Source organism: Pokkaliibacter sp. MBI-7 (genome assembly GCF_029846635.1).
Taxonomy (GTDB): domain Bacteria; phylum Pseudomonadota; class Gammaproteobacteria; order Pseudomonadales; family Balneatricaceae; genus Pokkaliibacter.
Map to the genome: position 1 here is coordinate 1,994,178 of NZ_JARVTG010000002.1, position 20,870 is coordinate 2,015,047.

Consider the following 20,870-nt stretch of genomic DNA (forward strand, 5'->3'; position numbering starts at 1 on the left):
GAAAGCACCAGAGATCAGGGTCATATTAGGAATGCTGCATGCCAATGCTGGCAATCACGACATGGCCTAAAGGATGCCAGATTATGTTTATGCCAACCCGCAAGCACTTTCACGCGAGCATCTTCACCACTTTGCTAACCTGTATAGGCGTAAGTAATGCTCTCGCCACCTCTCAAAATGCTGATTTAAATACACTCAGACAAAAATACCAGACGGCACAGTCGCTGTTCGACCAGGGCAAAGTGGAACAGGCACGCTCACTGACTCATCAGCTGGAAACCTATCCTCTGTATCCGTATCTCGCCTATCGCGAGCTGATGTACACCCTACCCGGCTTGAATCAACAAGCAATTGCCAACTTCCAGAAACGCTATCCGGACTTTCCTCTTCAAGGAAACCTCTATTCCAGCTGGATGAGCTATCTTGCTGGTAAAGGACTATGGAAAAACTATTTGGCGGCCTATGACAAGGAGCGGGCTGACGATAACTTAAAGTGTTTTCGCGCGGCAGCCCTATATGCAGTTGGTGATACCAAACAGGCAGATGAATATACCCAGCAACTCTGGCTTACAGGCACCAGCCAACCTGATAGCTGTGATAAAGCATTTTCTGCCTGGAAAGGCCGAGGAAAGCAAACGACTGCGATGATCCAACTTCGCTTCGCCCACGCACTGGAGAAAGATAATGATGGTTTGGCTGCCTATCTAAACAAGCTTCTCCCAGCAGGTGAACAACCCAGGGCTAAACAGCTGCTTGGCTACTATCAAAAACCGGAAACTGTTCTCCCGGTCATCCGATCACTACAAAAGCGCCCCAGTGCTGATCTGGCAATCATTTATGCCCATGCATTAAAGCGTTACGGTCGTTCACAACCAGAAGTAGCCATCAGCCTGGCAGGCGAGAAAGCCAAGCTCCTCTATATAGATGAAGCAAACAAGAACGACGCTTTCGACTATTATCTCGGCCGCATTGCCAGTCAAACCCCTGAGCGATACGAGCTATTCAGACAGCGTTACCAGCGGCCTTACGATGACGATGATGCAGAGAAAGTACTGCGTTATTGGCTAGCCCAACCTAACTGGCAGGAAGTACTGAAGTTAGTCAACGCACTACCTACCGAAATCCAAAAAGATGAGGTCTGGCGTTACTGGCGTGCTCGTGCTGATCTGCAAACTGGCCAAAATGCCACCATTGCCAATCAGGCACTGGCTGCACTAGCCAAAGAAAGGAGTTTCTACGGCTATCTCGCAGCCCAGACGCTCAAACAACCCTATCAGCTAAATCATCAGCCTCTACCCATCAGCAGCCAACGCCAGCGTGATGTTATGTCAATGCCAGCCGTGATGCGCGCAATTGAACTGAACATTTTAGGGCAGGACTGGCAATCCAGACGCGAGTGGTTCAATGCTCTTGATCACATGACACAGGATGAAAAGGTAGCGGCTGCACGTCTGGCCGCTCAATGGCAATGGCACTTTGTTTCCATCTTCACGATGGCAAAAGCCAAATACTGGGATGATACCCAGATTCGCTTCCCCATGGCTTACAGCAATGTCTTCGTCCCCTCAGCCAAGGCACTCAACCTGGATCCTGACTGGGTGATGGCGATCTCCCGCCAAGAGAGTGCATTTCGCAATGATGCTCGCTCACCTGTAGGAGCGCGAGGACTGATGCAACTGATGCCAGCGACGGCACAGCACACAGCCAAGAACTTCAACCTTGGCACCTTCGCCGCTGATGACCTCTACAAGCCTGAGATCAATATTCAGCTTGGCACCCACTACCTGCTGGAAGTTAAGAACACATTCTCTGGCAATCGCATACTAGCCACTGCTGCCTATAACGCAGGTCCATCGCGCGTTAAGCGCTGGCTAAATGAGCGTGGGCACCTACCCGCAGATGTATGGGTAGAAACCATCCCCTTCAACGAAACTCGCAAGTACGTACAAAACGTGCTTACTTATGCCGTTATCTATCAGAAAAAACTAGGCATCCCTGAAGAGTTGATCAAACCGCAAGAGCGCCATTTAGGGCCTGACGCCACTGTCGCCAAGAGCCCACTCTGAAGCAGATGCTGCTGCGAAAACGCAAAAGGGAGTCAAGGCTCCCTTTTGTATTCTCAGACTCATTTCGCCGCGAAGCTGAAACTATCAGCTGTTGTTCATCAGTGTCCTGATGCGCTCTTGCACGATGCTAGCCATCAAGTCCGGCTGGAACTTAGAGATGAACTCATCACATCCCACTTTCTGAACCATACTCTTATTGAAACTACCACTTAATGAAGTATTAAGAACAATATACAAGTCTCTTAAGCGAGGGTCTTCCCGAATCTCCCGAGTCAAGCGATAGCCGTCCATCTCGGGCATTTCAGCATCAGTGATAATCATCAACAACTCATCAGGCACATGATGCCCATCATCTGCCCACTTCTTAAGCATCTGTATGGCACGCGCACCATCCGTTGCTTCGATCACCTCTATTCCCAAGCTAGTGAGTATCCCTTCAGTCTGTGCGCGGGCCGTGGAGGAGTCATCCACTACCAAGACCTTCATCCCCCTGGCCATCTTGACCACTTCTACATCCAGTACTTCCGCTGAGATTTCTGATGAGTAGCTGACAATCTCGGCCAGCACTTTCTCAACATCAATAATCTCAACCAGCTGGTTGTCCTCAAGCCGGGTGACGGCTGTAAGATAGTGACCTCGCCCTGCCGTTGCAGGCGGAGGCATGATCAAATTCCAACTGAGGTTGATGATTCGATCTACACTGCCAACCAGAAACCCCTGCACCGTACGATTGTATTCGGTGACGATCAGGTTACATGGTTTAGTCGTATCAATTGGCCGCAAGCCAATAGCAGCACTCAAATCAATAACAGTGACAGCCTGACCACGCAAACTGGCAACCCCGCACACAACAGGGTGACTTTGCGGCATTTTTGTTAAACGCGGCAGCTGCATGACTTCCTGCACCTTGAATACGTTCAACGCAAAAAGTTGCCTTGTCTGCATTTTAAACATAAGCAGCTCAAGTCGGTTCTCACCCACAAGCTGCGTTCGCTGATCAACAGTATCCAGAATACCGGCCATGCCTACTTGTCCTCTGCAAAGCCTGCTATCATCCCAGCCCTTTCACTACGCCTGGATTCGCTCAATATATGGCGTCAGGCACTTTGTGGTCTGTACATCTAAAGCACCCCAGCCCAGCTAAAGTGCTGGTCAGAGTATAGCCCAGTTAATCGTCAAGATTCACTTAATTGCGGAGTCGCCATGAAACTGATTGATATTGGCGTAAACCTCACCAACGCTGCCTTTGATAGAGATCAAGCCGAAGTTCTCGCACGCGCCGCTCAAGCGGGTGTCGATACTCTGATCATAACTGGCACATCTCTGGTATCCAGCCAACAGGCACTGGAGTTGTGTACAGTGCATGGCAATGCTTCGCTGCTGTACTGCACTGCGGGCATTCATCCGCACGATGCAAAAGATGCGTCAGCCATCGCCATTGCAGAGCTGAGCTCTTTGGCCAAAGCTGACCGGGTGGTCGCCGTCGGCGAAACAGGGCTGGACTTCCATCGCGACTTTTCACCTCGCATACTTCAGGAAAGCGCTTTTCATGCCCAGCTGGAAATTGCATCTCACGTACAAAAGCCAGTATTCCTGCATGAACGCGATGCATTCGAACGCCAGCTAGCCATTCTCAAAGAACATAGAGATGACATTCCCGGCGGTGTACAGCACTGCTTTACGGGTACCAGACAAGCTTTGTATGCATACCTGGATCTTGGTCTGGCTATTGGCATTACTGGCTGGGTGTGTGACGAACGCCGTGGTCAGGAATTGCAGCAGCTCATCAAGGATATCCCTTTGGATCAGCTCCTGCTGGAAACGGATGCACCGTATCTGGTACCCCGGACACTGCGCCCGAAGCCCAAAAGCGGGCGTAATGAACCAGCATTTTTGCCAGAGGTATTACAGCAAGTAGCTCGGTTGCGATCAGAACCAATAGAGGAAATTGCTATCCGCACCACTGCCAACGCCCAACGACTGTTCCGGCTACCTGTTATGCAAAAGGATTAAACGCCTCTTGCGGATTATGTGGAACGATGACTTCACCAGACAGGTATCGTTGCAATACAGCAGCATCGAAGGGCCAGCCCAGATCATCTATGCGCTTGTCCACTCGTACCACAGGAATGCGAATACCATAGCGCCCCATCAAGTCATCGGTCGCAGAAACATCCACCTGCTGAACCTGCAGATCAAACTCCCCTTTCAACGCTGCCACTGTCTGCTCTGCCAGATGGCAAAGATGACATCCCTCAGTACCATACAGATAAAGCTTCATACACCCACCTCCAAAACAACTACACCCCGTTACCGGGGTGTAGTTTAACGTGCCAGACGTTCGCTAACCTTACTGGTTAGTCTGAACAGTCGTCCAGGCACGAGTGATAACACGCTCCAGCTTGGCTGAGGCAGGTGTGACCATAAACAGCTTGGCTTTCACATCATCAGATGGGTAAATGCCTGGGTTGCTCTTGACCGCATCATCAACCAGCTCAGTAGCCTTGGCGTTGGGGTTGGCATACATCACATAGTTGGAGATACCTGCCACTACGTCAGGCTGCAGAATGAAGTTGATAAATTTGTGGGCATTTTCTGGGTGCTTGGCATCAGCAGGAATGGCCATGGAGTCAACCCACATCTGTGCGCCTTCTTTTGGAATGCGATACTCCACTTTGACACCATTGGCGGCTTCTGTAGCACGATCAGCGGCCTGCAAAATGTCGCCTGAATAGCCAACGGCTACGCAGATGTCGCCGTTTGCAAGATCATTAATGTATTGAGACGAGTGGAAGTAGCGAATATAAGGGCGTACTTTCAGCAGCATTTCCTTGGCGGCTTCATAGTCTTTGGGATCTTCGGAGTTAGGATTTTTACCCATGTAATTCAGGGCAGTCGCCATCACTTCCTTGGGAGAGTCCAGGAAGGCTACACCACAACCTGCCAATTTCTCCATGTTTTCCGGCTTGAAAACCAGATCCCAGGAATCTACCGGAGCGTTCTCACCCAAAGCAGCCTTCACTTTCTCGGCGTTGTAACCGATACCATTGGTTCCCCACATGTAGGGCACGGCATGAGCATTGTCTTTATCCACTGACTGCATGATCTTCATCAGCTGAGGATCCAGATTGCCATAGTTACTCAGTGCGTCTTTTTTCAGAGGCTGGTAAATGCCTGCCGCTATCTGACGCCCAAGATAGAAATCAGAAGGCACAACCAGATCAAAACCACTGTTACCAGACAATAGCTTGGCATCCAGCACTTCGTTACTGTCATAAAGGTCATACACCACTTTGATGCCGGTGGCCTTTTCAAAGTTAGCGATAGTGTCTTCAGCAATGTAGTCAGACCAGTTATAGATGTGAAGCACCGGCTCTTCTGCTGCCACTGCCGCAGCACTGGTAGCCAATACCGCACTGGCGATGATTGTTTTTACCCACTTGGACATATGCTAACTCCCTTGTTTAGAGATGAAATTTTGGCGTTTATAACAGGATTCTCACCTCAGCCAAAAACATTTTTTATACTCGATATGACAAATAAATTTTCTTGTAAGTCACTTTATTGGCTTTCGTCTCGTGCAGGCCCTGTCATCGTCCTATTGGTGAACAAAGGGAGACCCTATGACAATACCCATTTGGGTATAGGCCAGGATTCATGCAGCCCAGCCTTCTCAAATCTGGCCAATTTATAATCGGAATGCTTATATAGATGCAGCATTCATAACAGAGGACTGTTTATGCCGGCTTCCACTCCCAAAACCCCCTGGCCAGATACGCTGAATGAGGTTTGGTTACAAAACTTCAGCGAGCAAAGTCGTAAGCAGATCCAGCAGCTCCTCGGCTCGGGTCAGGACGAAATCCTCAAACAGTACTACGAGTCATGGCAGCACTTTCTGCAAAGCTCCATGGACGATCCGGGCAGATGGTGGAAGACGCTGGTCGAGTATCAACAAAAACAGCTCAACCTCTGGCATCAGGCCATGACCGGCAAGAAAGATACAACCACTTCCGGCAGCGCCAGCGACAAACGCTTTCAGGATAAACAATGGAATGAACATCCCGTATTTGACTCCATCAAACAGTCTTACTTGCTGATGACCAGCCTGTTCGAGGAAATGACCGACAAGGCGGAGATGGACAGCAAGCAGAAGCAGACGCTGAAGTTCTATACCCGACAATTTCTTGATGCCATCTCTCCCAGCAACTTCTTTATGACCAACCCGGAAATCATGCAACTAGCTGTGGAAACCAAGGGGCAAAGCCTGATTGATGGTTTGGAAAACTTACTTAGCGACCTTGAAAAAGGTCGCATCAGCATGACCGACGAACAAGCGTTCACTCTGGGAGAAAACATTGCCGTCACTCCCGGCAAGGTAGTATTCCAGAATGAGCTGATGCAACTGATTGAGTATGCCCCCTCTACCGAAAAGGTTTACGAGCGCCCCACACTGATCATTCCGCCCTGCATCAACAAGTACTACATTCTGGACCTTCAGCCAGACAACTCCTTTGTCAAATTCTGTGTCGATAGCGGCCAGCACACCTTCCTTGTCTCCTGGTGTAACCCCACAGCAGCACAAAGCCATCTGAACTGGGATGACTACCTGCAAGAGGGTGTATTCAAAGCACTTGAAGTCGTTCAGAACATTCATGGCTCTCAGGCGAAAGTGAATGCGGTTGCCTGGTGCATTGGCGGCACGCTGCTAGCCTCTGCGCTGGCTGTCATGGAGAAAAAGAAGGACCGACGTGTGGGGTCAGCGACCTTTCTCACAACCCTGACTGAATTTAGCGAACCCGGGGAGCTGGGCGTCTTTATCAGCCCAGAACAGGTAGAGGCGCTCATTGAAAAAGTTAACGGCGCGGGGTATCTGTCAGGTAAAGACCTTTCCACTACCTTCAACATGCTGCGAGCCAATGACCTTATCTGGTCTTACGTGGTGAACAACTACCTGAAAGGCAAGCAGCCGCCGCCTTTTGATATTTTGTACTGGAACAGCGACCCGACTAACCTTCCAGCCAGCATGTACAGCTTCTACCTGCGCAAGCTCTATCTGGAAAACTGCCTTATACAACCAGATGCGCTAACACTATGCGGCGAGCCTGTGGATCTGAGCAAGATATCCATCCCCTGCTACTTTCTCTCTACAGCGGAAGACCATATAGCCCCCTGGAAATCAACCTACAAAGGAGCCCGTCACTTTGGCGGCCAGCCTGAGTTTGTACTGGGTGCGAGTGGCCATGTGGCAGGCGTCATTAACCCCATCAGCAAAAACCGCCGCCATTACTGGACCAACAACAATCTGCCTGACACTGCCGATGAATGGCTGGCAAATGCGACACAGGAGCCGGGTAGCTGGTGGGGGCACTGGCAACAATGGCTGAAGCGTCGGGCAGGCAAGCAGATCGAAGCACCAGACAGCCCAGGGAATAGCAGCTACCCGCCTTTGGAAGCTGCACCAGGTAGCTTCGTCACCACACGACTGTAACTTTCACCTAAAGCACCTAAAGATACGGCCTCAGTTGAGGCCGTATCTTTAATAAACCTAAATGGCAGACGCAGTCCGCTTCACCTCAGTTTCAGGCATGCAGCGGCTCAGCACTCAGCACGGTCTCCAGACCCCAGCTGTCGCCCGGCAGCAAGCTCACCTTGTCTTTATGCGTATTAGCCGCTTCAACGCAAATAAAGTGCTCAGCTTCTGCTGAATCCATATCTGCAATGGTGGCTGCTTTTTCTGCGGGATGCCAAACCACTGTCGAACCGCTGGCAGCCTTGCGTACCCAAATGACACGATTTAACCCCGGATCAAGGACTTTCACCGCACCGGAGTGAACATAGATGCGATCTATTCCTTCCTGAGGATGAAGCACCCCAGCCTGCACTCCTTCACTACCGGCATTCAACTTATCGACGAACAAACAGCCATCCAACCCCGTCAGGGCAATGTCATTCCATGCAGATACCTGCAGATACGTATGCAGCGCCTGGGTTAACTCCATCACTTCGGAACCAAGGTTCTGAGAGTGCAGACGCAGTGCAAGCCGATCACTGACCAGCACCTCAAGACTAACCTGCAACACTTCATGTTTGAGCGTAGGTTCCAGTAATAGTCGGGCATAGTCCTCTGTCATTTCTGCCTCAACCAGGATCCAGTCCTGTAAACGCGCAGTACCGTGAAATGGCTCAGTATTTTCAGCAAAGCCAGGCCAGCATAAAGGCACACCACCTCGAATCGGCTTACCTTTCTGCGCGAAAGCCCTGGTTGACCACCACAACAGATCTTTCTGGCCACATGGCACATAGCTCAACGCATGGGCACCATACAGGCTGATGCAGAACGTACTCCACGCCGTGTTGACGCGAAGCAGGGTATGCTCCCCCCAGCGCTCACTTGTAATCCATTCGGGTAACTGCATGGCATGTATCTCAGTTGGAAAGATCATTGTTTTGGTATTACTCACAACTGCATACTTGCAGGCCGAGGAGCACAACCTCGGCCTGTTTATGCTATCAGCGGCTGTGAGTACGGAAGATATTCATCAAGCCCTTGGTCGAACCATCATAGTGGGTGGATGTATCACCACTTTGCAGCTCATCGTACATACGTTTGGACAACTGCTTGCCCAGCTCCACGCCCCACTGGTCGAAGGGATTGATATTCCAGATCATGCTCTGGGTAAAGACTTTGTGCTCATATAACGCCAGCAGCATACCCAGATTTTTCGGGCTCAACTCATCCAGTACGATAGTTGAACTGGGACGATTGCCGGGATACATGCGGTGTGGTAACAGACGCTCGATATGTTCTTCATCCAACCCCTCACGCTGTAACTGCGCACGGACGTCCTCCTCAGATTTACCCGTCATCAGGGCCTGTGACTGAGCCACACAGTTGGCAACCGACAGCAGATGCTGATCGTAGTTGTCTGCACGGGGAGGTTTGCACACCATGATGAAGTCTGCCGGCACCATCTGATTGCCCTGATGCAACGACTGATAGAAAGCATGCTGACCATTCGGGCCAAACTCGCCCCAGATAACCGCAGAGGTTTCTACATCCAGCCATTCACCATCGTTGCTCACGCTTTTACCGCAAGACTCCATTTCCAGCTGCTGCAGATAGTCTGGCAAATACTTCAGGCAACTGGTGTAAGGCAACACTACGCGAGAGCCACACTTACAGAAGTTCAGATACCATACATGCAGCAATGCCATGATGACCGGTATGTTCTGCTCCAGCGGAGCAGTACGGAAATGCTGGTCGGCAATGAAGGCACCATGCAGCAATCCCTCAAAGGTGTGCATGCCCAGATACAGTGCGACTGACAACCCCACGGACGACCACAGGGAGTAACGTCCCCCCACCCAATGCCAGAACTCAAACTGCTGGCTGCTGGCAACGCCATAAGCCGACATCGCCTGCTTGTTGACCGAAATACCGATCAGCTGGCGGCATGCCTTCTCGGCATCAGGGCAGGCAGCCAGCAGCCACGCCTTGGCACGATCAGCATTAGCCATGGTATCGATGGTGGTGAAGGTCTTGGAAGTAATGATGAATGCCGTCGTCGCAGGATCAAGATGTTTGAGACTATCAACAATCTGTACCCCATCCATCGCAGAAACAAAATGCATGTTGATAGGGCCCGGCTCACCGCTTTCCAGTGCCAGACAGGCCAGGTTAGGGCCCAGATCGGAACCACCCACGCCAATATGGACGAAATCGCGAATGGCTTCGCCCGTAAAGCCCTTGAACTGACCGGAGCGAACCTTGTCAACGAAAGGACGCATCTGATCCAGTACACGCTGTACCTGATGGCTGACCGTTTCCCCTTCTTCATTGACGGAATAGATGGACCGGTCACGCAGCAAAGTATGCAGAGCCGGGCGATCTTCAGTGATGTTCAGCTTTTTACCACCGAACAGATCCTCAATACGCCCCTGAAGGTTTTGCTGTCTTGCCAAAGCTACCAGGCGCCGAAGGGTTTCCTCGGTCACCAGCTGTTTGGAGAAGTCGAACATTAAGCCATTCAGCCCCAGCGAAAAGCGCTCGAAACGATCCGGATTCTGAGCAAACAGCGTATTCAGGTTCAGATCTCTGGTCGCATCGCGATGGGCTTGCAACGCCTGCCAGGCTGGGGTCATGTTCAACTTCATTTAGAGTTTCCTCTTGCGCACTTCCAAAATGGGGTGAAGTGACAGCTCGACTCACCGAAGAAGGTTTGTCAGTTGTCATTTGTAGTTTTATTAACAACAAAATAACGAAGAGTGCACACTATAAAGCCAAAACAAGCCTATATAAACACTAGAGACAGGCAAAAAATTTACTAAAATTACCAACAAAATCTTGCCTACACACATTGTGAGGAGTAAAGTCTGCCCTGTGAGTAGGTTACCGGACTGAGGGCTTTCGGGTGCTCTTAAACTTATCGGCAGGCCGGTAACCTCGCTCACGATCCCAGATTATCTCCCCGCTTTTAGCAGATCCTCTCGCTCCTTCATCAACATCTGCACATCAAGCTCCTCACCCTTCTGCATCATCTGCAAAGATCGCTCAACGCGCTGCTTAACCATGCCTTCAAGTACTGGCAACACCTTGGCCACTTCATACATATCGCTTACAGGGCCATGGGAATTCAGCACCAGATCGACACCTGCAGCTACCGACCTGGCAGCCCGCTCAGCATGCGTCCCTTCCAGGGCATTCATATGAATGCAGTCCGTAATAATCACACCGCCAAAGCCGATCCGCTCACGCAACCAATGACCAATCAGGATTGGCGACTGAGTACAAGGCCGCTCAGCATCCAGCTGCGGATAGACAATATGTGCAGTCATCGCCCAGGGCATATCGTTCAGCCGACGAAACGGCACCATGTCTGTCGCCAGCAGGGTATCTCCATCCACATCAATAGTCGGCAGCGCAATGTGACTGTCCGCATTGGCACGACCATGCCCAGGCATGTGTTTGATAATCGGCAGAACCCCTGCACTCAGAAAGCCTTCGCATGCGGCACGCCCCATCGCAGCCACCAGCTCCGGATCCTTTGAAAAAGCGCGCGAGCCAATCACTTCATTAGCACCATCAACCAGCAAATCCAGTACCGGCGCTGCATCAACATTAATCCCTAACTGCACCAGTTCATGCGCTATCAGCTGGGCATTGATATAGGCCGCTCGCACACCACGCTCCAGATTTTTCTCCGCTACCACCCCAAGCTCACGCGCCGCAGGATGTGCCACCCACTCTGGTGGCTGCAGTCGCTGTACACGCCCACCTTCCTCATCAATCAAAATAGGCGCATCTGCCCTACCTACCGCTTCACGGAAGGAATCTGTCAGCCGTTTCAGCTGATCACGGCTTTCACAGTTGCGCCTGAACAGAATCAGCCCCAGCGGGTTAATATCCCGAAAGAAAGCCATTTCATCGGCACTCAGCGTTACGCCATCACAACCGAATATGCCCGCCAGTGGCGCTGCGTTTGTCATCATCGATTACCTTGCCAGCCAGAAAGTTTTCGTTATCAACGGTAAAGCCGTCAGCATCTTACCCAGTCACGCCAATTGCCGCATCCCGATCGCCTTTTTTGATTAGGCGGTTTATCCTTGCACCACCTTTCGGCCTCCTACTGTGGGCATTGAACTGCTATGAGTTACCTGAGGCATACCGTACTGCCTGCCATACTGCTTGCATTAACCTTTAATGCCTCCGCAGCCTCCTTTCCCAACCCCATATTGCACTGGCAATTACAAAGCTCGGGGGACTACGCCAACAGCCCCGAAGCAGATGTCTATGATCTGGATTTTCAAAACCTTGCTGCCAGCGATCTGAGCCTGCTAAAGCAACGCAATTCCATGCTGGTGTGCACTATCAGTGCTGGCACATGGCAAGAGTGGCGACCAGATGCCGACCAATTCCCCGATGACATTCTTGGCAACGATGCAGCGGGCTGGGAAGGTGAAAAGTGGCTTGATATTCGCGCCACAGACAGCCTGACTCCCATCCTCGACGCTCGCATGCAGCAATGTGCTGATCAGGGCTATCAGGGTGTTGAACTTACCAATCTCGACGTATACCAGCAGGACTCTGGCTTCCCTGTGACTCAAGCCGACCAGATCAGCTTCAATCTGCATCTGGCCAGACTGGCACATCAGCACCATTTACTGGTCGGCATGCGCGATTCACCACAATTGGTGGGCATCCTTGTCGATGACTTTGATTTTGCTGTTGCTCAGGGTTGCTACAGTGGGAACGGTTGCGATGCCTACACGCAGTTTGCCTCGCAAAACAAGCCTGTTGTTCTTGTCGAGTTCGCAGATAGCGAAGTAAACCCGGAAGAGCTCTGCCAGTACGCCCAGAGCAACAAGTTTTCAGCCGTTATCAAACATCGAAACTTTGACCAGTTCAGTCAGTTTTGCCCTACTCCCAGTGCAAACTGACACACAAACAGCAGACAAAAAAAAGCCGAGAGCTTCACTCTCGGCACAAGGCACACGGGGATCCCTCCCCACCAGTCAACACACGTTAAAAATTGAACAGAGATGAATTAATGCACTGCAGCGTTAGCCAGCCCGGCAGCCGCACCCAATAACCCTGGATATTCAGCATTCACCAGCCACACCGGGATTGCTTTCATGTAATCCTTGAAACGGCCTTTCTCTTCAAACTGCTGACGGAACGGACTTACCAGAAACAACTCTGGAAAACGCGGCACAATGCCGCCGCAGATATACACGCCACCGAGAGCACCAATGGTCAGCGCTGCGTCACCTGCCACCTCGCCGAGGATGCCACAGAAGTGATTCAGCACCTCCAGACAGAGCTCATCGCCATCCTGCAAAGCCCCGTTAGTGACGTCAGCTGGCGTGATACAGCGCTCTTCCAGCCCTCTCAGCGCACAATAACCCTGATACAGCAGCAACAGACCCGCACCACTCAGCAGTCGCTCAGCAGAGATTCGGCTGAAATGCTTCCTGAAGTGCAGCCACAACTGAATTTCCCACTCCGACGTCGGAGCCCAGTTCACGTGCCCACCTTCAGCGGCCAGAGGAATCCAGTCATTACCATTGGATACCAGCGCCGACACCCCAAGACCCGTTCCCGGCCCGATCACCAGACGAGGGCGACCATGCAGACTGTCACCAGAACCGACAGCGATTACATCACTGTCTGGCACTTGCGGCATACCCAACGCCATCGCCGTGAAGTCGTTAATGCACTTCAGTGTCTGCAACCCAAGCGATACCTGCATGGACGACTTACTGAAACGCCAGTGGTTGTTGGTCATCTTTACTTCATCGCCATGCACCGGGCAGGCAAAAGCAATACAGGCCTCCTGAACGGTTACACCTACTTGCTGCAGATATGCCCGCACCGCACCATCCAGATTGTCAAACTCGGCACAAGGCAGCACTTTGATGTGATACAGCTCAACGCTACCGGGATGCACGAGCGCGAATCGTGCATTGGTCCCACCGACATCCCCCACAAGAGCCCAATCACTCATGGCGATATGCCTCCAGCTGACCGAAAACGGTGGCACCTTGTTCTGCGCCATTCACCACCTGACGCATCATGGCAAACAGCTCACGTCCCATACCCTGATGAGATACTTCACCGACTTCCACCAGTTCACGACCGGCCCACTCAGCGTCACCGACCAGCACTTGCAACTCACCGGTCTTGGCGTTCAGACGCACCATATCGCCATCACGCACTTTAGCCAGCGGGCCACCATGCACCGCTTCAGGGCATACATGTATCGCCGCAGGTACCTTCCCAGATGCTCCCGACATACGACCATCGGTTACCAGAGCCACTTTGAACCCTTTGTCCTGAAGCACACCAAGGTAAGGTGTCATCTTGTGCAACTCAGGCATGCCACAGGCAGCCGGCCCCTGGAAACGCACTACTGCGACAAAGTCGCACTCCAGCTCACCCTTTTTAAAGGCAGCTGCCAATTCAGTCTGATCATGAAACACCCTGGCAGGCGCTTCGACGATCTGGTGTTCATCCGCAACAGCAGAGACTTTGATGACGCCACGCCCCAGATTTCCCTGCAACAGCTTCAGCCCCCCCTCGTCATTGAAGGGACGACTCGCCGGACGCAATACCGCTTCATCAAGGCTATTCACAGGCGCCGCGCGCCAACTAACCTGACCACCATCAAGGAACGGCTCGTTCGCGTAGTCTCGTAAGCTATCACCCACCACGGTTTTAACGTCTTCATGCAACAGACCGGCATCCAGCAACTCACGCACCAAGAAGCCAACACCACCTGCAGCGTGGAAGTGATTCACGTCAGCCTGACCATTGGGATAGATACGACACAGCAGAGGTGTCACGGCAGAAAGATCAGAGAAATCCTGCCAGTCAATGCAAATACCGGCAGCCGCAGCCATAGCGACCAGGTGCAGCGTATGGTTGGTTGAACCGCCAGTAGCCATCAGCGCAACCATGGCATTGACAATGGCTTTCTCATCGACGATGTCATAAAGAGGACGGAACTTGCCACCCACATGACTATTGCGCACAGCCTGACGTGCCGCTTCCGCTGTCAGCGCATCACGCATCGGCGTCCCTGGATTAACGAAGGCAGCACCTGGCAAATGCAGCCCCATGATCTCCATCAGCATCTGATTGGAGTTAGCGGTGCCATAAAAAGTACAGGTACCCGGGCTGTGATAAGACTGAGATTCGGCCTCGAGCAACTCATCCCTGCCTACTTTCCCTTCGGCAAATAACTGGCGAATACGGGCCTTTTCCTTGTTTGGCATCCCCGACACCATCGGACCTGCCGGTACAAACAGACCTGGCAGATGACCAAACCGAAGCGCACCGATCACCAACCCGGGAATAATCTTGTCACACACACCCAGATACAGAGCGCTATCAAACATGTTGTGAGAGAGCGCAATGGCGGTAGACATGGCAATGACATCGCGTGAAAACAGCGACAATTCCATGCCCGGCTCGCCCTGAGTCACGCCGTCACACATGGCAGGCACACCGCCAGCAAACTGTGCAACGGAGCCCATTTCATGAGCCGCCTGCTTAATGATCTCGGGAAATGATTGCAAAGGCTGATGCGCAGACAACATGTCGTTATATGACGAAACAATGGCTACGTTAGCCTGATTCATCAATTTCAGCGTCTGCTTATCAGTTTGAGCGCAGGCAGCAAAACCATGCGCCAGATTGCCGCAACCGAGAGTGCCACGATATGGCCCCTTCTGCTCAGCCTGTTTCATAGCCTTTATATAAGCGGAGCGGCTGGCCTCACTACGTTGACGAATACGTTCGGTCACTTCCGCCAGAATTGGGTGCATACATGCTCCTGTTTTGTTCTTGCCCAGAGCGTTTTTGGTAATATTACTAAAAAAATTGACTTGAGTCTGCCTCGATTGTAGAAAATTTACCCCCATTGATGTAATGTTCTTACAAATAATTAAAGCATTAAGTTCTACCTTGCGAGGAATAAGTTGTGACTATTCGAGTAGCTATCAACGGTTATGGTCGTATTGGTCGTAATGTGCTGCGCGCACTGTACGAGAACGGCTATCGTGATCGCATTCAGGTTGTGGCCATCAACGACCTGGGCGACGCCAAGATCAATGCCCATCTGACCCAGTTTGACTCTGTTCATGGCCGCTTTGCGGGTGAAGTCAGGGCTGAAGGCAGCACGCTGTATGTTAATGGCGATGCGATCACTATCTCTTCAGAACGTGACCCCGCCAAACTGAAATGGGGCGAACTGAACATCGATGTCGTCTATGAATGCACCGGCCTGTTCACTTCTCGCGAAAAAGCTGCACTGCACCTGCAGGCGGGCGCGAAGAAAGTGATCATTTCCGCCCCCGGTACAGATGTCGATGCGACCGTAGTTTACGGCGTTAACCATGACATTCTGACCGCTGAACACACCATCATCTCCAACGCCTCCTGCACCACCAACTGTCTGGCTCCTGTTGCCAAAGCGCTGAATAATACCATCGGCATCGAGAACGGCCTGATGACGACCATCCACGCCTACACTAATGACCAGAATCTGAGTGATGTTTATCACTCTGACATCTATCGCGCCCGTTCAGCCACTCAGTCCATGATCCCCACCAAAACAGGGGCTGCCGCTGCAGTAGGTCTGGTACTGCCCGAGCTGAAAGGCCGTCTTGATGGCTTCGCCGTGCGTGTTCCCACTATCAACGTCTCTGTTGTTGACCTGACGTTTGTAGCCAAGCGTGACACTTCCAAGGATGAGATCAACAGCATCATCCGTGAAGCCGCCGCTGGTGAAATGGGTAAACTTGGCGTACTGGGGTACAATGAGCTGCCTCTGGTATCCATCGACTTCAATCACTGCCCCCGTTCTTCTTCCTTCGACGCCACCCAGACCCGCGTCAACGGCAATCTGGTGAAGGTGTTGGCCTGGTACGACAACGAGTGGGGCTTCTCCAACCGGATGCTGGACAACACTCTGGCTCTGATGTCAGCCAAGTAAGCCTATTAGCTAATAGAGAGTGGACTTATGCGCCGTACCAAAATAGTTGCCACCTTAGGCCCAGCCAGTGAAAGCCCTGACGTCCTGCGTCAGCTGATCAGCGCTGGCGTCAATGTTGTCCGCTTGAACTTCTCTCATGGCAGCCCTGACGAACACCGCCAGCGTGCGGAGCTGGTTCGCAAGACCGCTGCAGAGCTTGACTGCCATGTTGCCATTCTGGGTGACTTGCAGGGCCCGAAAATTCGAGTAGCCCGCTTCAAGGATGGCCCTGTCACCCTGAAGGTGAATCAGGACTTCATCCTTGATACCAGCCTCGACCGTGACGCTGGCGACGCAACCCGTGTAGGCGTTGACTACAAGGAACTGGCTGAAGACTGCCGCAAGGGCGACCGCCTGCTGCTGGACGATGGCCGCGTCGTACTGCGGGTAGAACATATTGAAGGTACGGCCATGCACTGCAAGGTCGAGGTAGGCGGCAAGCTCTCCAACAACAAGGGCATCAACCGTGAAGGTGGTGGCCTGTCCGCTCCTGCTCTGACCGACAAAGACCGTCGCGATATCGTTCTGGCTGCCGAGCTGGATCTGGATTACGTTGCCGTCTCTTTCCCGCGCTGCGCAGGTGATATAGAAGAAGCACGTCGTCTGCTGCAGTCTGCAGGCAGTGAAGCAGGAATTGTTGCCAAGATCGAGCGCGCCGATGCCGTCAATGACTACAACGTACTGGATCAGATCATCATTGCTTCCGATGCAGTCATGGTGGCTCGTGGTGATCTCGGCGTTGAGATTGGCGACGCTCGTCTGGTCGGTGTACAGAAGCACCTTATCTCTCGTGCCCGCACACTGGACCGCATGGTGATCACTGCCACCCAGATGATGGAGTCGATGATCCAGAGCCCAATGCCTACCCGGGCAGAGGTTATGGACGTCGCCAACGCCGTTCTGGACGGCACCGACGCAGTGATGCTGTCTGCTGAAACAGCAGCAGGCGCCTACCCTGTGGAAACCGTACAAGCCATGGCGCGTGCGTGCCTGGGTGCTGAACAACACCCGAGCGCCTACAAGTCCAAGCATCGTATGGATGGCACCTTCAAACGTAAGGATGAAGCAATCGCCATGTCAGCCATGTACATGGCTAACCATCTGCAGGGAGTGAAAGCTATCGTCAGCCTGACAGAATCAGGCTCTACTCCACACTGGATGTCGCGCATCAGCTCAGGTCTGCCCATTTATGCCCTGTCGCATAATCTGCGTCCTCTGCAGAAAATGGCGCTGTACCGTGGCGTCAAGCCACTGTTCTACGATGCCAAAGACCTGTCAGAAGAACAGATTCTACGTGAGGTCTGTGAAATGCTGGTCCGTAAAGGGCTGATTGCCATGGATGACGTCATCATCCTCACCAAAGGCAATATCATGTGGCAACAGGGTGGCACCAATACCCTGAAAGTACTGTGCCCACGAGAAGTACTGTCACAGTAACAGCACTTCAGGTACCTGTTCAGAAAACAAAAAGCGGCTTTCGAGCCGCTTTTTCATGGGTGTTTTGAGCGATATGCCTGTTACAGCGAATACTAATTCCAGCGGGAACGTTGATAGTCGCTATGACAGATATCGACCTGCCGCGCCAACGCGTGCGTGGTATATACACCAAACTTAAAGTAGGGCCCGAAGCTGTCATCGCCATAACCAATGGCCCCCCGATAATCGGCTACACGATGCCCATTCCACCACACTTCTACTCGCCCATTGCCATTCGCACTCCAGCGTACTTTGTAGACCTGCTCCAGCCACATGGGCTTGCTGCCGACCGGCTGACTATAGATAACCAGACCATCACCGTTTGGCCCCTGCTGCTTCCAGACCTCATCGTTCCATACCATCAGCTTTAACTGGCCATCGATAACACGCAGCGATAACGGAGGACGCTGGGCTCGCTCGCCATCCTCTTTACGATCATGCCACTGCGCCAGCACCAGACGCGGCAAGCCATCAAACACGGGCGCAGCCGGAACATAGGTATTAAAACGATATTGAATGGCCTCGTCAGGCGACGCGACGTAGAGGTCACGAAGTTCCGCCCTGAGGCCGTCTGAGATTTTCGGGTCGGATGGAGAGATAGAGAAGCAACCTGCCCACGGCTCTCCATGCACATTACGTCTGATCACGAAGGCCTCGCCATCCACCAGACGCTTTTGATTCCAGTAACCGACAGAACCCTTGTCAAAGGTACCGGGCTGTGCAAAATCCGCATTGCGCTTGTGCAAGATCTCACCATCGGCCTGAGCCAGGGTTGCTACACCAAGACATCCAAGCCATAACCAGCGCCATCTGAACAACATTCGCTCTTCCTTTCCCTTAAAATGCGTTTAGCTTCAGACCAACCGAGGTCACCTGATCACCACTCACCCCTTTAACAATAAGGGTGACAGACCCCAGCTCCAACTTATCCCCCACGACAGGATGCCCATGGAATCGGCTAATAATACATTCAGACAGCGTCATGGCAGGATCAGCATCTGGCACGGTCACGCCATAAGCCTGCTGAACATCTGACAGACGAGCATCTCCGTTGAGCAGGAACTCACCGAAGAAATCCAGCTCCTGTAGATATTGCGACTTCTGCTCTGCCGTCAGGCGCTCACTCAACTTAGGCAGATCATTTTCCTGCGCCACCAGAGCCAGAAGATCTTCCTCCTTCACCGCAAGCTCAGGTGCCACAGGCAGGTATCGTCCATCACGAAACACAGCCGCTACGCCTGTGGCCTTGGGCAGCGCCAGATCACGCAGAAACCGGGGCGTCTGCCAGCGTTTGCCACGCAACCTGAACACATAGAGCTCAAAATCACCTGCTTCTTTCAGATCCAGAGGATAAACCCGCTCGGCCTGATAAGCAGCAGGCACCTCCAGCTTCAGCCAGCGCGCTACGGTAGACAGAGAGGAGCCCTGAATAATCAGCGAGAACAGCACGACCACAAAGGCCACGTTGAACATCAGGTAGGCTTCCTGCACTCCCGCCATGAAGGGAAACAGCGCCAGCACAATAGGTACAGCGCCACGCAAGCCCACCCAGGAGATGAATACCACCTCCCGCCAGCGAAAGTGGAATGGCAGCAAGCCAAGCCACACCGACAACGGTCGCGCAAAGAATGTCAGCACCAGGGCAATCAGCAGTGCTCCCGGCGCCACAACCAGCAGATTGGATGGCGTCACCAGCAGACCGAGTATCAGGAAAAGCACCAGCTGAGCCAGCCACGCCAGCCCATCATGCACATGCAGAATGTCTTGCAGCACTTTCAGCTTACGATTACCTACCACCACCCCACACAGATAGATCGCGAGGAAACCGCTCCCCCCCAGTTCATTGGTCGCAGAAAACACCACCAGACCGAACGCCGTGACCAATAGCGGGTACAACGCCAGAGTCAGCGTGACATTCATGATCAGCCAGGCAAGCACATACCCGGCAGCTGCACCGGCAACCACACCGATGCCAAACTGCTTGATCAGCAACAGGGCGGAATCAAACCATCCCACATGCCCCGCTTCACCAATCAGACTGATCAGCAGCATAGTGAGAAAGATCGCCATAGGGTCGTTACTGCCTGACTCAATTTCCAGCGTGGCGCCGACACGCTCGTTTAAATTGAGCCCCTTGCCCTGCAATAAGGCGAACACGACAGCGGCATCGGTAGACGACACCATGGTACCAATCAGAAGCCCTGACAGTAGCGACAGATGAAACACCCACATCGCTACCAGACCCGTAATGACAGCTGTGATGACAACCCCAAAGGTGGCCAGCATCAGTGCAGGCTTGAGCCCAACGCGGAATGTCGCAACCCGGGTGCGCATCCCGCCATCCAGCAGAATAATGGCCAGGGCGAGGTTACCGACCAGAAAAGAGGTGTTGACGTCGTTAAACTGAATTCCGCCCGGCCCTTCCTCTCCCGACAGCATGCCGACGACGAGAAACAGCAATAGCACCGGCACACCGAGGCGGTTTGACAACGGACTCAGCAAGATACTGAGGGTAATCATCATCGCGCCAATCAATAGCAAGGTTGAAGCAGTCATTCCCTGCGGACACTCCCATAACAACAGAACATAAAATTGGTCTTACCATGAAAATTGGTAATACATCACTACAAAGCAGGTAGCCGCAGTCGCTCCCGGTTGTCAGCAGTCCGCTCAAGGACCACCCAATGCTGCTGTTATCATCAAATATCTGGCAGCTCAGGAGAACTACTCATGAGTCAGCTCATTACTTTGAGTTAGGCTGTTACACACTTTACTGTTTTTAACTGCTGATCAC

16 protein-coding genes are annotated in these 20,870 nt (G+C 52.4%); 6 read left to right on the forward strand and 10 right to left on the reverse strand.

Translation table 11 applies throughout. The features are described from left to right. Positions 1 to 83 precede the first annotated feature (83 nt). On the forward strand, positions 84 to 2,066 hold the full coding sequence (locus QCD60_RS28820) for a transglycosylase SLT domain-containing protein (protein WP_279790761.1): 1,983 nt from the start codon (positions 84 to 86) through the stop codon (positions 2,064 to 2,066). A gap of 84 nt (positions 2,067 to 2,150) precedes the next feature. On the opposite strand, the gene QCD60_RS28825 is transcribed toward QCD60_RS28820, so the two are convergent. Next, positions 2,151 to 3,089, reverse strand: coding sequence for a chemotaxis protein CheV (locus tag QCD60_RS28825; protein ID WP_104153892.1), 939 nt, complete (start codon positions 3,087 to 3,089; stop codon positions 2,151 to 2,153). Between the two features lie 180 nt (positions 3,090 to 3,269). Here QCD60_RS28825 and QCD60_RS28830 point away from each other — a divergent pair, with 180 nt between their 5' ends. Continuing rightward, on the forward strand, positions 3,270 to 4,079 hold the full coding sequence (locus QCD60_RS28830) for a TatD family hydrolase (protein WP_279790764.1): 810 nt from the start codon (positions 3,270 to 3,272) through the stop codon (positions 4,077 to 4,079). On the opposite strand, the gene QCD60_RS28835 is transcribed toward QCD60_RS28830, so the two are convergent. Both QCD60_RS28835 and QCD60_RS28840 read right to left on the reverse strand, forming a co-directional pair. After that, positions 4,063 to 4,347 carry a glutaredoxin family protein gene (locus tag QCD60_RS28835; protein WP_279790766.1) on the reverse strand — a complete coding sequence of 95 codons (285 nt, stop codon included), beginning with the start codon at positions 4,345 to 4,347 and terminating at the stop codon, positions 4,063 to 4,065. The two genes, QCD60_RS28830 and QCD60_RS28835, sit on opposite strands and share 17 nt — an antisense overlap. Positions 4,348 to 4,416: 69 nt before the next feature. After that, on the reverse strand, positions 4,417 to 5,514 hold the full coding sequence (locus QCD60_RS28840; RefSeq protein ID WP_104153895.1) for a polyamine ABC transporter substrate-binding protein: 1,098 nt from the start codon (positions 5,512 to 5,514) through the stop codon (positions 4,417 to 4,419). A gap of 291 nt (positions 5,515 to 5,805) precedes the next feature. Between QCD60_RS28840 and phaC the strand changes: the two genes are divergently transcribed. After that, positions 5,806 to 7,554: a class I poly(R)-hydroxyalkanoic acid synthase gene (gene phaC, locus QCD60_RS28845; protein ID WP_279790769.1), complete on the forward strand. Its 1,749-nt coding sequence runs from the start codon at positions 5,806 to 5,808 to the stop codon at positions 7,552 to 7,554. A gap of 91 nt (positions 7,555 to 7,645) precedes the next feature. Here the strand turns inward: phaC and QCD60_RS28850 are convergent, their stop codons facing one another. The 3 genes from QCD60_RS28850 to nagZ form a co-directional block, all read right to left on the reverse strand. Beyond that, positions 7,646 to 8,482 carry a hypothetical protein gene (locus QCD60_RS28850; RefSeq protein ID WP_279790771.1) on the reverse strand — a complete coding sequence of 279 codons (837 nt, stop codon included), beginning with the start codon at positions 8,480 to 8,482 and terminating at the stop codon, positions 7,646 to 7,648. A gap of 94 nt (positions 8,483 to 8,576) precedes the next feature. Further along, the gene (gene pgi / locus QCD60_RS28855) at positions 8,577 to 10,220 is read right to left on the reverse strand and encodes a glucose-6-phosphate isomerase (RefSeq protein ID WP_104153898.1); all 1,644 of its coding nucleotides are present in this window, start codon (positions 10,218 to 10,220) and stop codon (positions 8,577 to 8,579) included. Positions 10,221 to 10,526: 306 nt separating this feature from the next. Next, positions 10,527 to 11,555, reverse strand: coding sequence for a beta-N-acetylhexosaminidase (nagZ, locus tag QCD60_RS28860; RefSeq protein ID WP_279790773.1), 1,029 nt, complete (start codon positions 11,553 to 11,555; stop codon positions 10,527 to 10,529). Positions 11,556 to 11,711: 156 nt separating this feature from the next. On the opposite strand from nagZ, the gene QCD60_RS28865 reads away from it, so the two are divergent. Beyond that, positions 11,712 to 12,503 carry an endo alpha-1,4 polygalactosaminidase gene (locus QCD60_RS28865; protein WP_279790775.1) on the forward strand — a complete coding sequence of 264 codons (792 nt, stop codon included), beginning with the start codon at positions 11,712 to 11,714 and terminating at the stop codon, positions 12,501 to 12,503. 107 nt (positions 12,504 to 12,610) lie between these two features. Here QCD60_RS28865 and glk read toward each other — a convergent pair whose 3' ends face one another. After that, positions 12,611 to 13,570, reverse strand: a complete 960-nt coding sequence (gene glk / locus QCD60_RS28870; RefSeq protein ID WP_279790778.1) for a glucokinase — start codon at positions 13,568 to 13,570, stop codon at positions 12,611 to 12,613. Further along, entirely contained in the window at positions 13,563 to 15,392 is a 1,830-nt protein-coding gene (gene edd, locus QCD60_RS28875) for a phosphogluconate dehydratase (protein ID WP_279790780.1), read from the reverse strand. Before edd ends, glk begins: the two co-directional genes overlap by 8 nt. Positions 15,393 to 15,547: 155 nt before the next feature. Between edd and gap the strand changes: the two genes are divergently transcribed. Together gap and pyk are read left to right on the forward strand one after the other, a co-directional pair. Further along, positions 15,548 to 16,561, forward strand: coding sequence for a type I glyceraldehyde-3-phosphate dehydrogenase (gene gap, locus QCD60_RS28880; RefSeq protein ID WP_279790782.1), 1,014 nt, complete (start codon positions 15,548 to 15,550; stop codon positions 16,559 to 16,561). Between the two features lie 27 nt (positions 16,562 to 16,588). After that, the gene (pyk, locus tag QCD60_RS28885) at positions 16,589 to 18,037 is read left to right on the forward strand and encodes a pyruvate kinase (RefSeq protein ID WP_104153903.1); all 1,449 of its coding nucleotides are present in this window, start codon (positions 16,589 to 16,591) and stop codon (positions 18,035 to 18,037) included. Positions 18,038 to 18,129: 92 nt separating this feature from the next. Here pyk and QCD60_RS28890 read toward each other — a convergent pair whose 3' ends face one another. Then, positions 18,130 to 18,897, reverse strand: coding sequence for a heparin lyase I family protein (locus tag QCD60_RS28890; RefSeq protein ID WP_279790786.1), 768 nt, complete (start codon positions 18,895 to 18,897; stop codon positions 18,130 to 18,132). 16 nt (positions 18,898 to 18,913) lie between these two features. Beyond that, complete coding sequence (locus tag QCD60_RS28895; RefSeq protein WP_279790789.1) at positions 18,914 to 20,632, reverse strand: potassium/proton antiporter; 1,719 nt, start codon at positions 20,630 to 20,632, stop codon at positions 18,914 to 18,916. Positions 20,633 to 20,870 lie beyond the last annotated feature (238 nt).

Bases quoted from the DNA above. Each gene is read 5' to 3' on its own strand.
- QCD60_RS28825 (WP_104153892.1), bottom strand. From the start codon at position 3,089: ATGGCCGGTATTCTGGATACTGTTGATCAGCGAACGCAGCTTGTGGGT.
- QCD60_RS28835 (WP_279790766.1), bottom strand. From the start codon at position 4,347: ATGAAGCTTTATCTGTATGGTACTGAGGGATGTCATCTTTGCCATCTG.
- QCD60_RS28840 (WP_104153895.1), bottom strand. From the start codon at position 5,514: ATGTCCAAGTGGGTAAAAACAATCATCGCCAGTGCGGTATTGGCTACC.
- QCD60_RS28865 (WP_279790775.1), top strand. From the start codon at position 11,712: ATGAGTTACCTGAGGCATACCGTACTGCCTGCCATACTGCTTGCATTA.
- QCD60_RS28895 (WP_279790789.1), bottom strand. From the start codon at position 20,632: ATGACTGCTTCAACCTTGCTATTGATTGGCGCGATGATGATTACCCTC.
- QCD60_RS28820 (WP_279790761.1), top strand. From the start codon at position 84: ATGTTTATGCCAACCCGCAAGCACTTTCACGCGAGCATCTTCACCACT.
- QCD60_RS28890 (WP_279790786.1), bottom strand. From the start codon at position 18,897: ATGTTGTTCAGATGGCGCTGGTTATGGCTTGGATGTCTTGGTGTAGCA.
- nagZ (WP_279790773.1), bottom strand. From the start codon at position 11,555: ATGATGACAAACGCAGCGCCACTGGCGGGCATATTCGGTTGTGATGGC.
- pyk (WP_104153903.1), top strand. From the start codon at position 16,589: ATGCGCCGTACCAAAATAGTTGCCACCTTAGGCCCAGCCAGTGAAAGC.
- QCD60_RS28850 (WP_279790771.1), bottom strand. From the start codon at position 8,482: ATGCAGTTACCCGAATGGATTACAAGTGAGCGCTGGGGGGAGCATACC.
- phaC (WP_279790769.1), top strand. From the start codon at position 5,806: ATGCCGGCTTCCACTCCCAAAACCCCCTGGCCAGATACGCTGAATGAG.
- pgi (WP_104153898.1), bottom strand. From the start codon at position 10,220: ATGAAGTTGAACATGACCCCAGCCTGGCAGGCGTTGCAAGCCCATCGC.
- glk (WP_279790778.1), bottom strand. From the start codon at position 13,570: ATGAGTGATTGGGCTCTTGTGGGGGATGTCGGTGGGACCAATGCACGA.
- QCD60_RS28830 (WP_279790764.1), top strand. From the start codon at position 3,270: ATGAAACTGATTGATATTGGCGTAAACCTCACCAACGCTGCCTTTGAT.
- edd (WP_279790780.1), bottom strand. From the start codon at position 15,392: ATGCACCCAATTCTGGCGGAAGTGACCGAACGTATTCGTCAACGTAGT.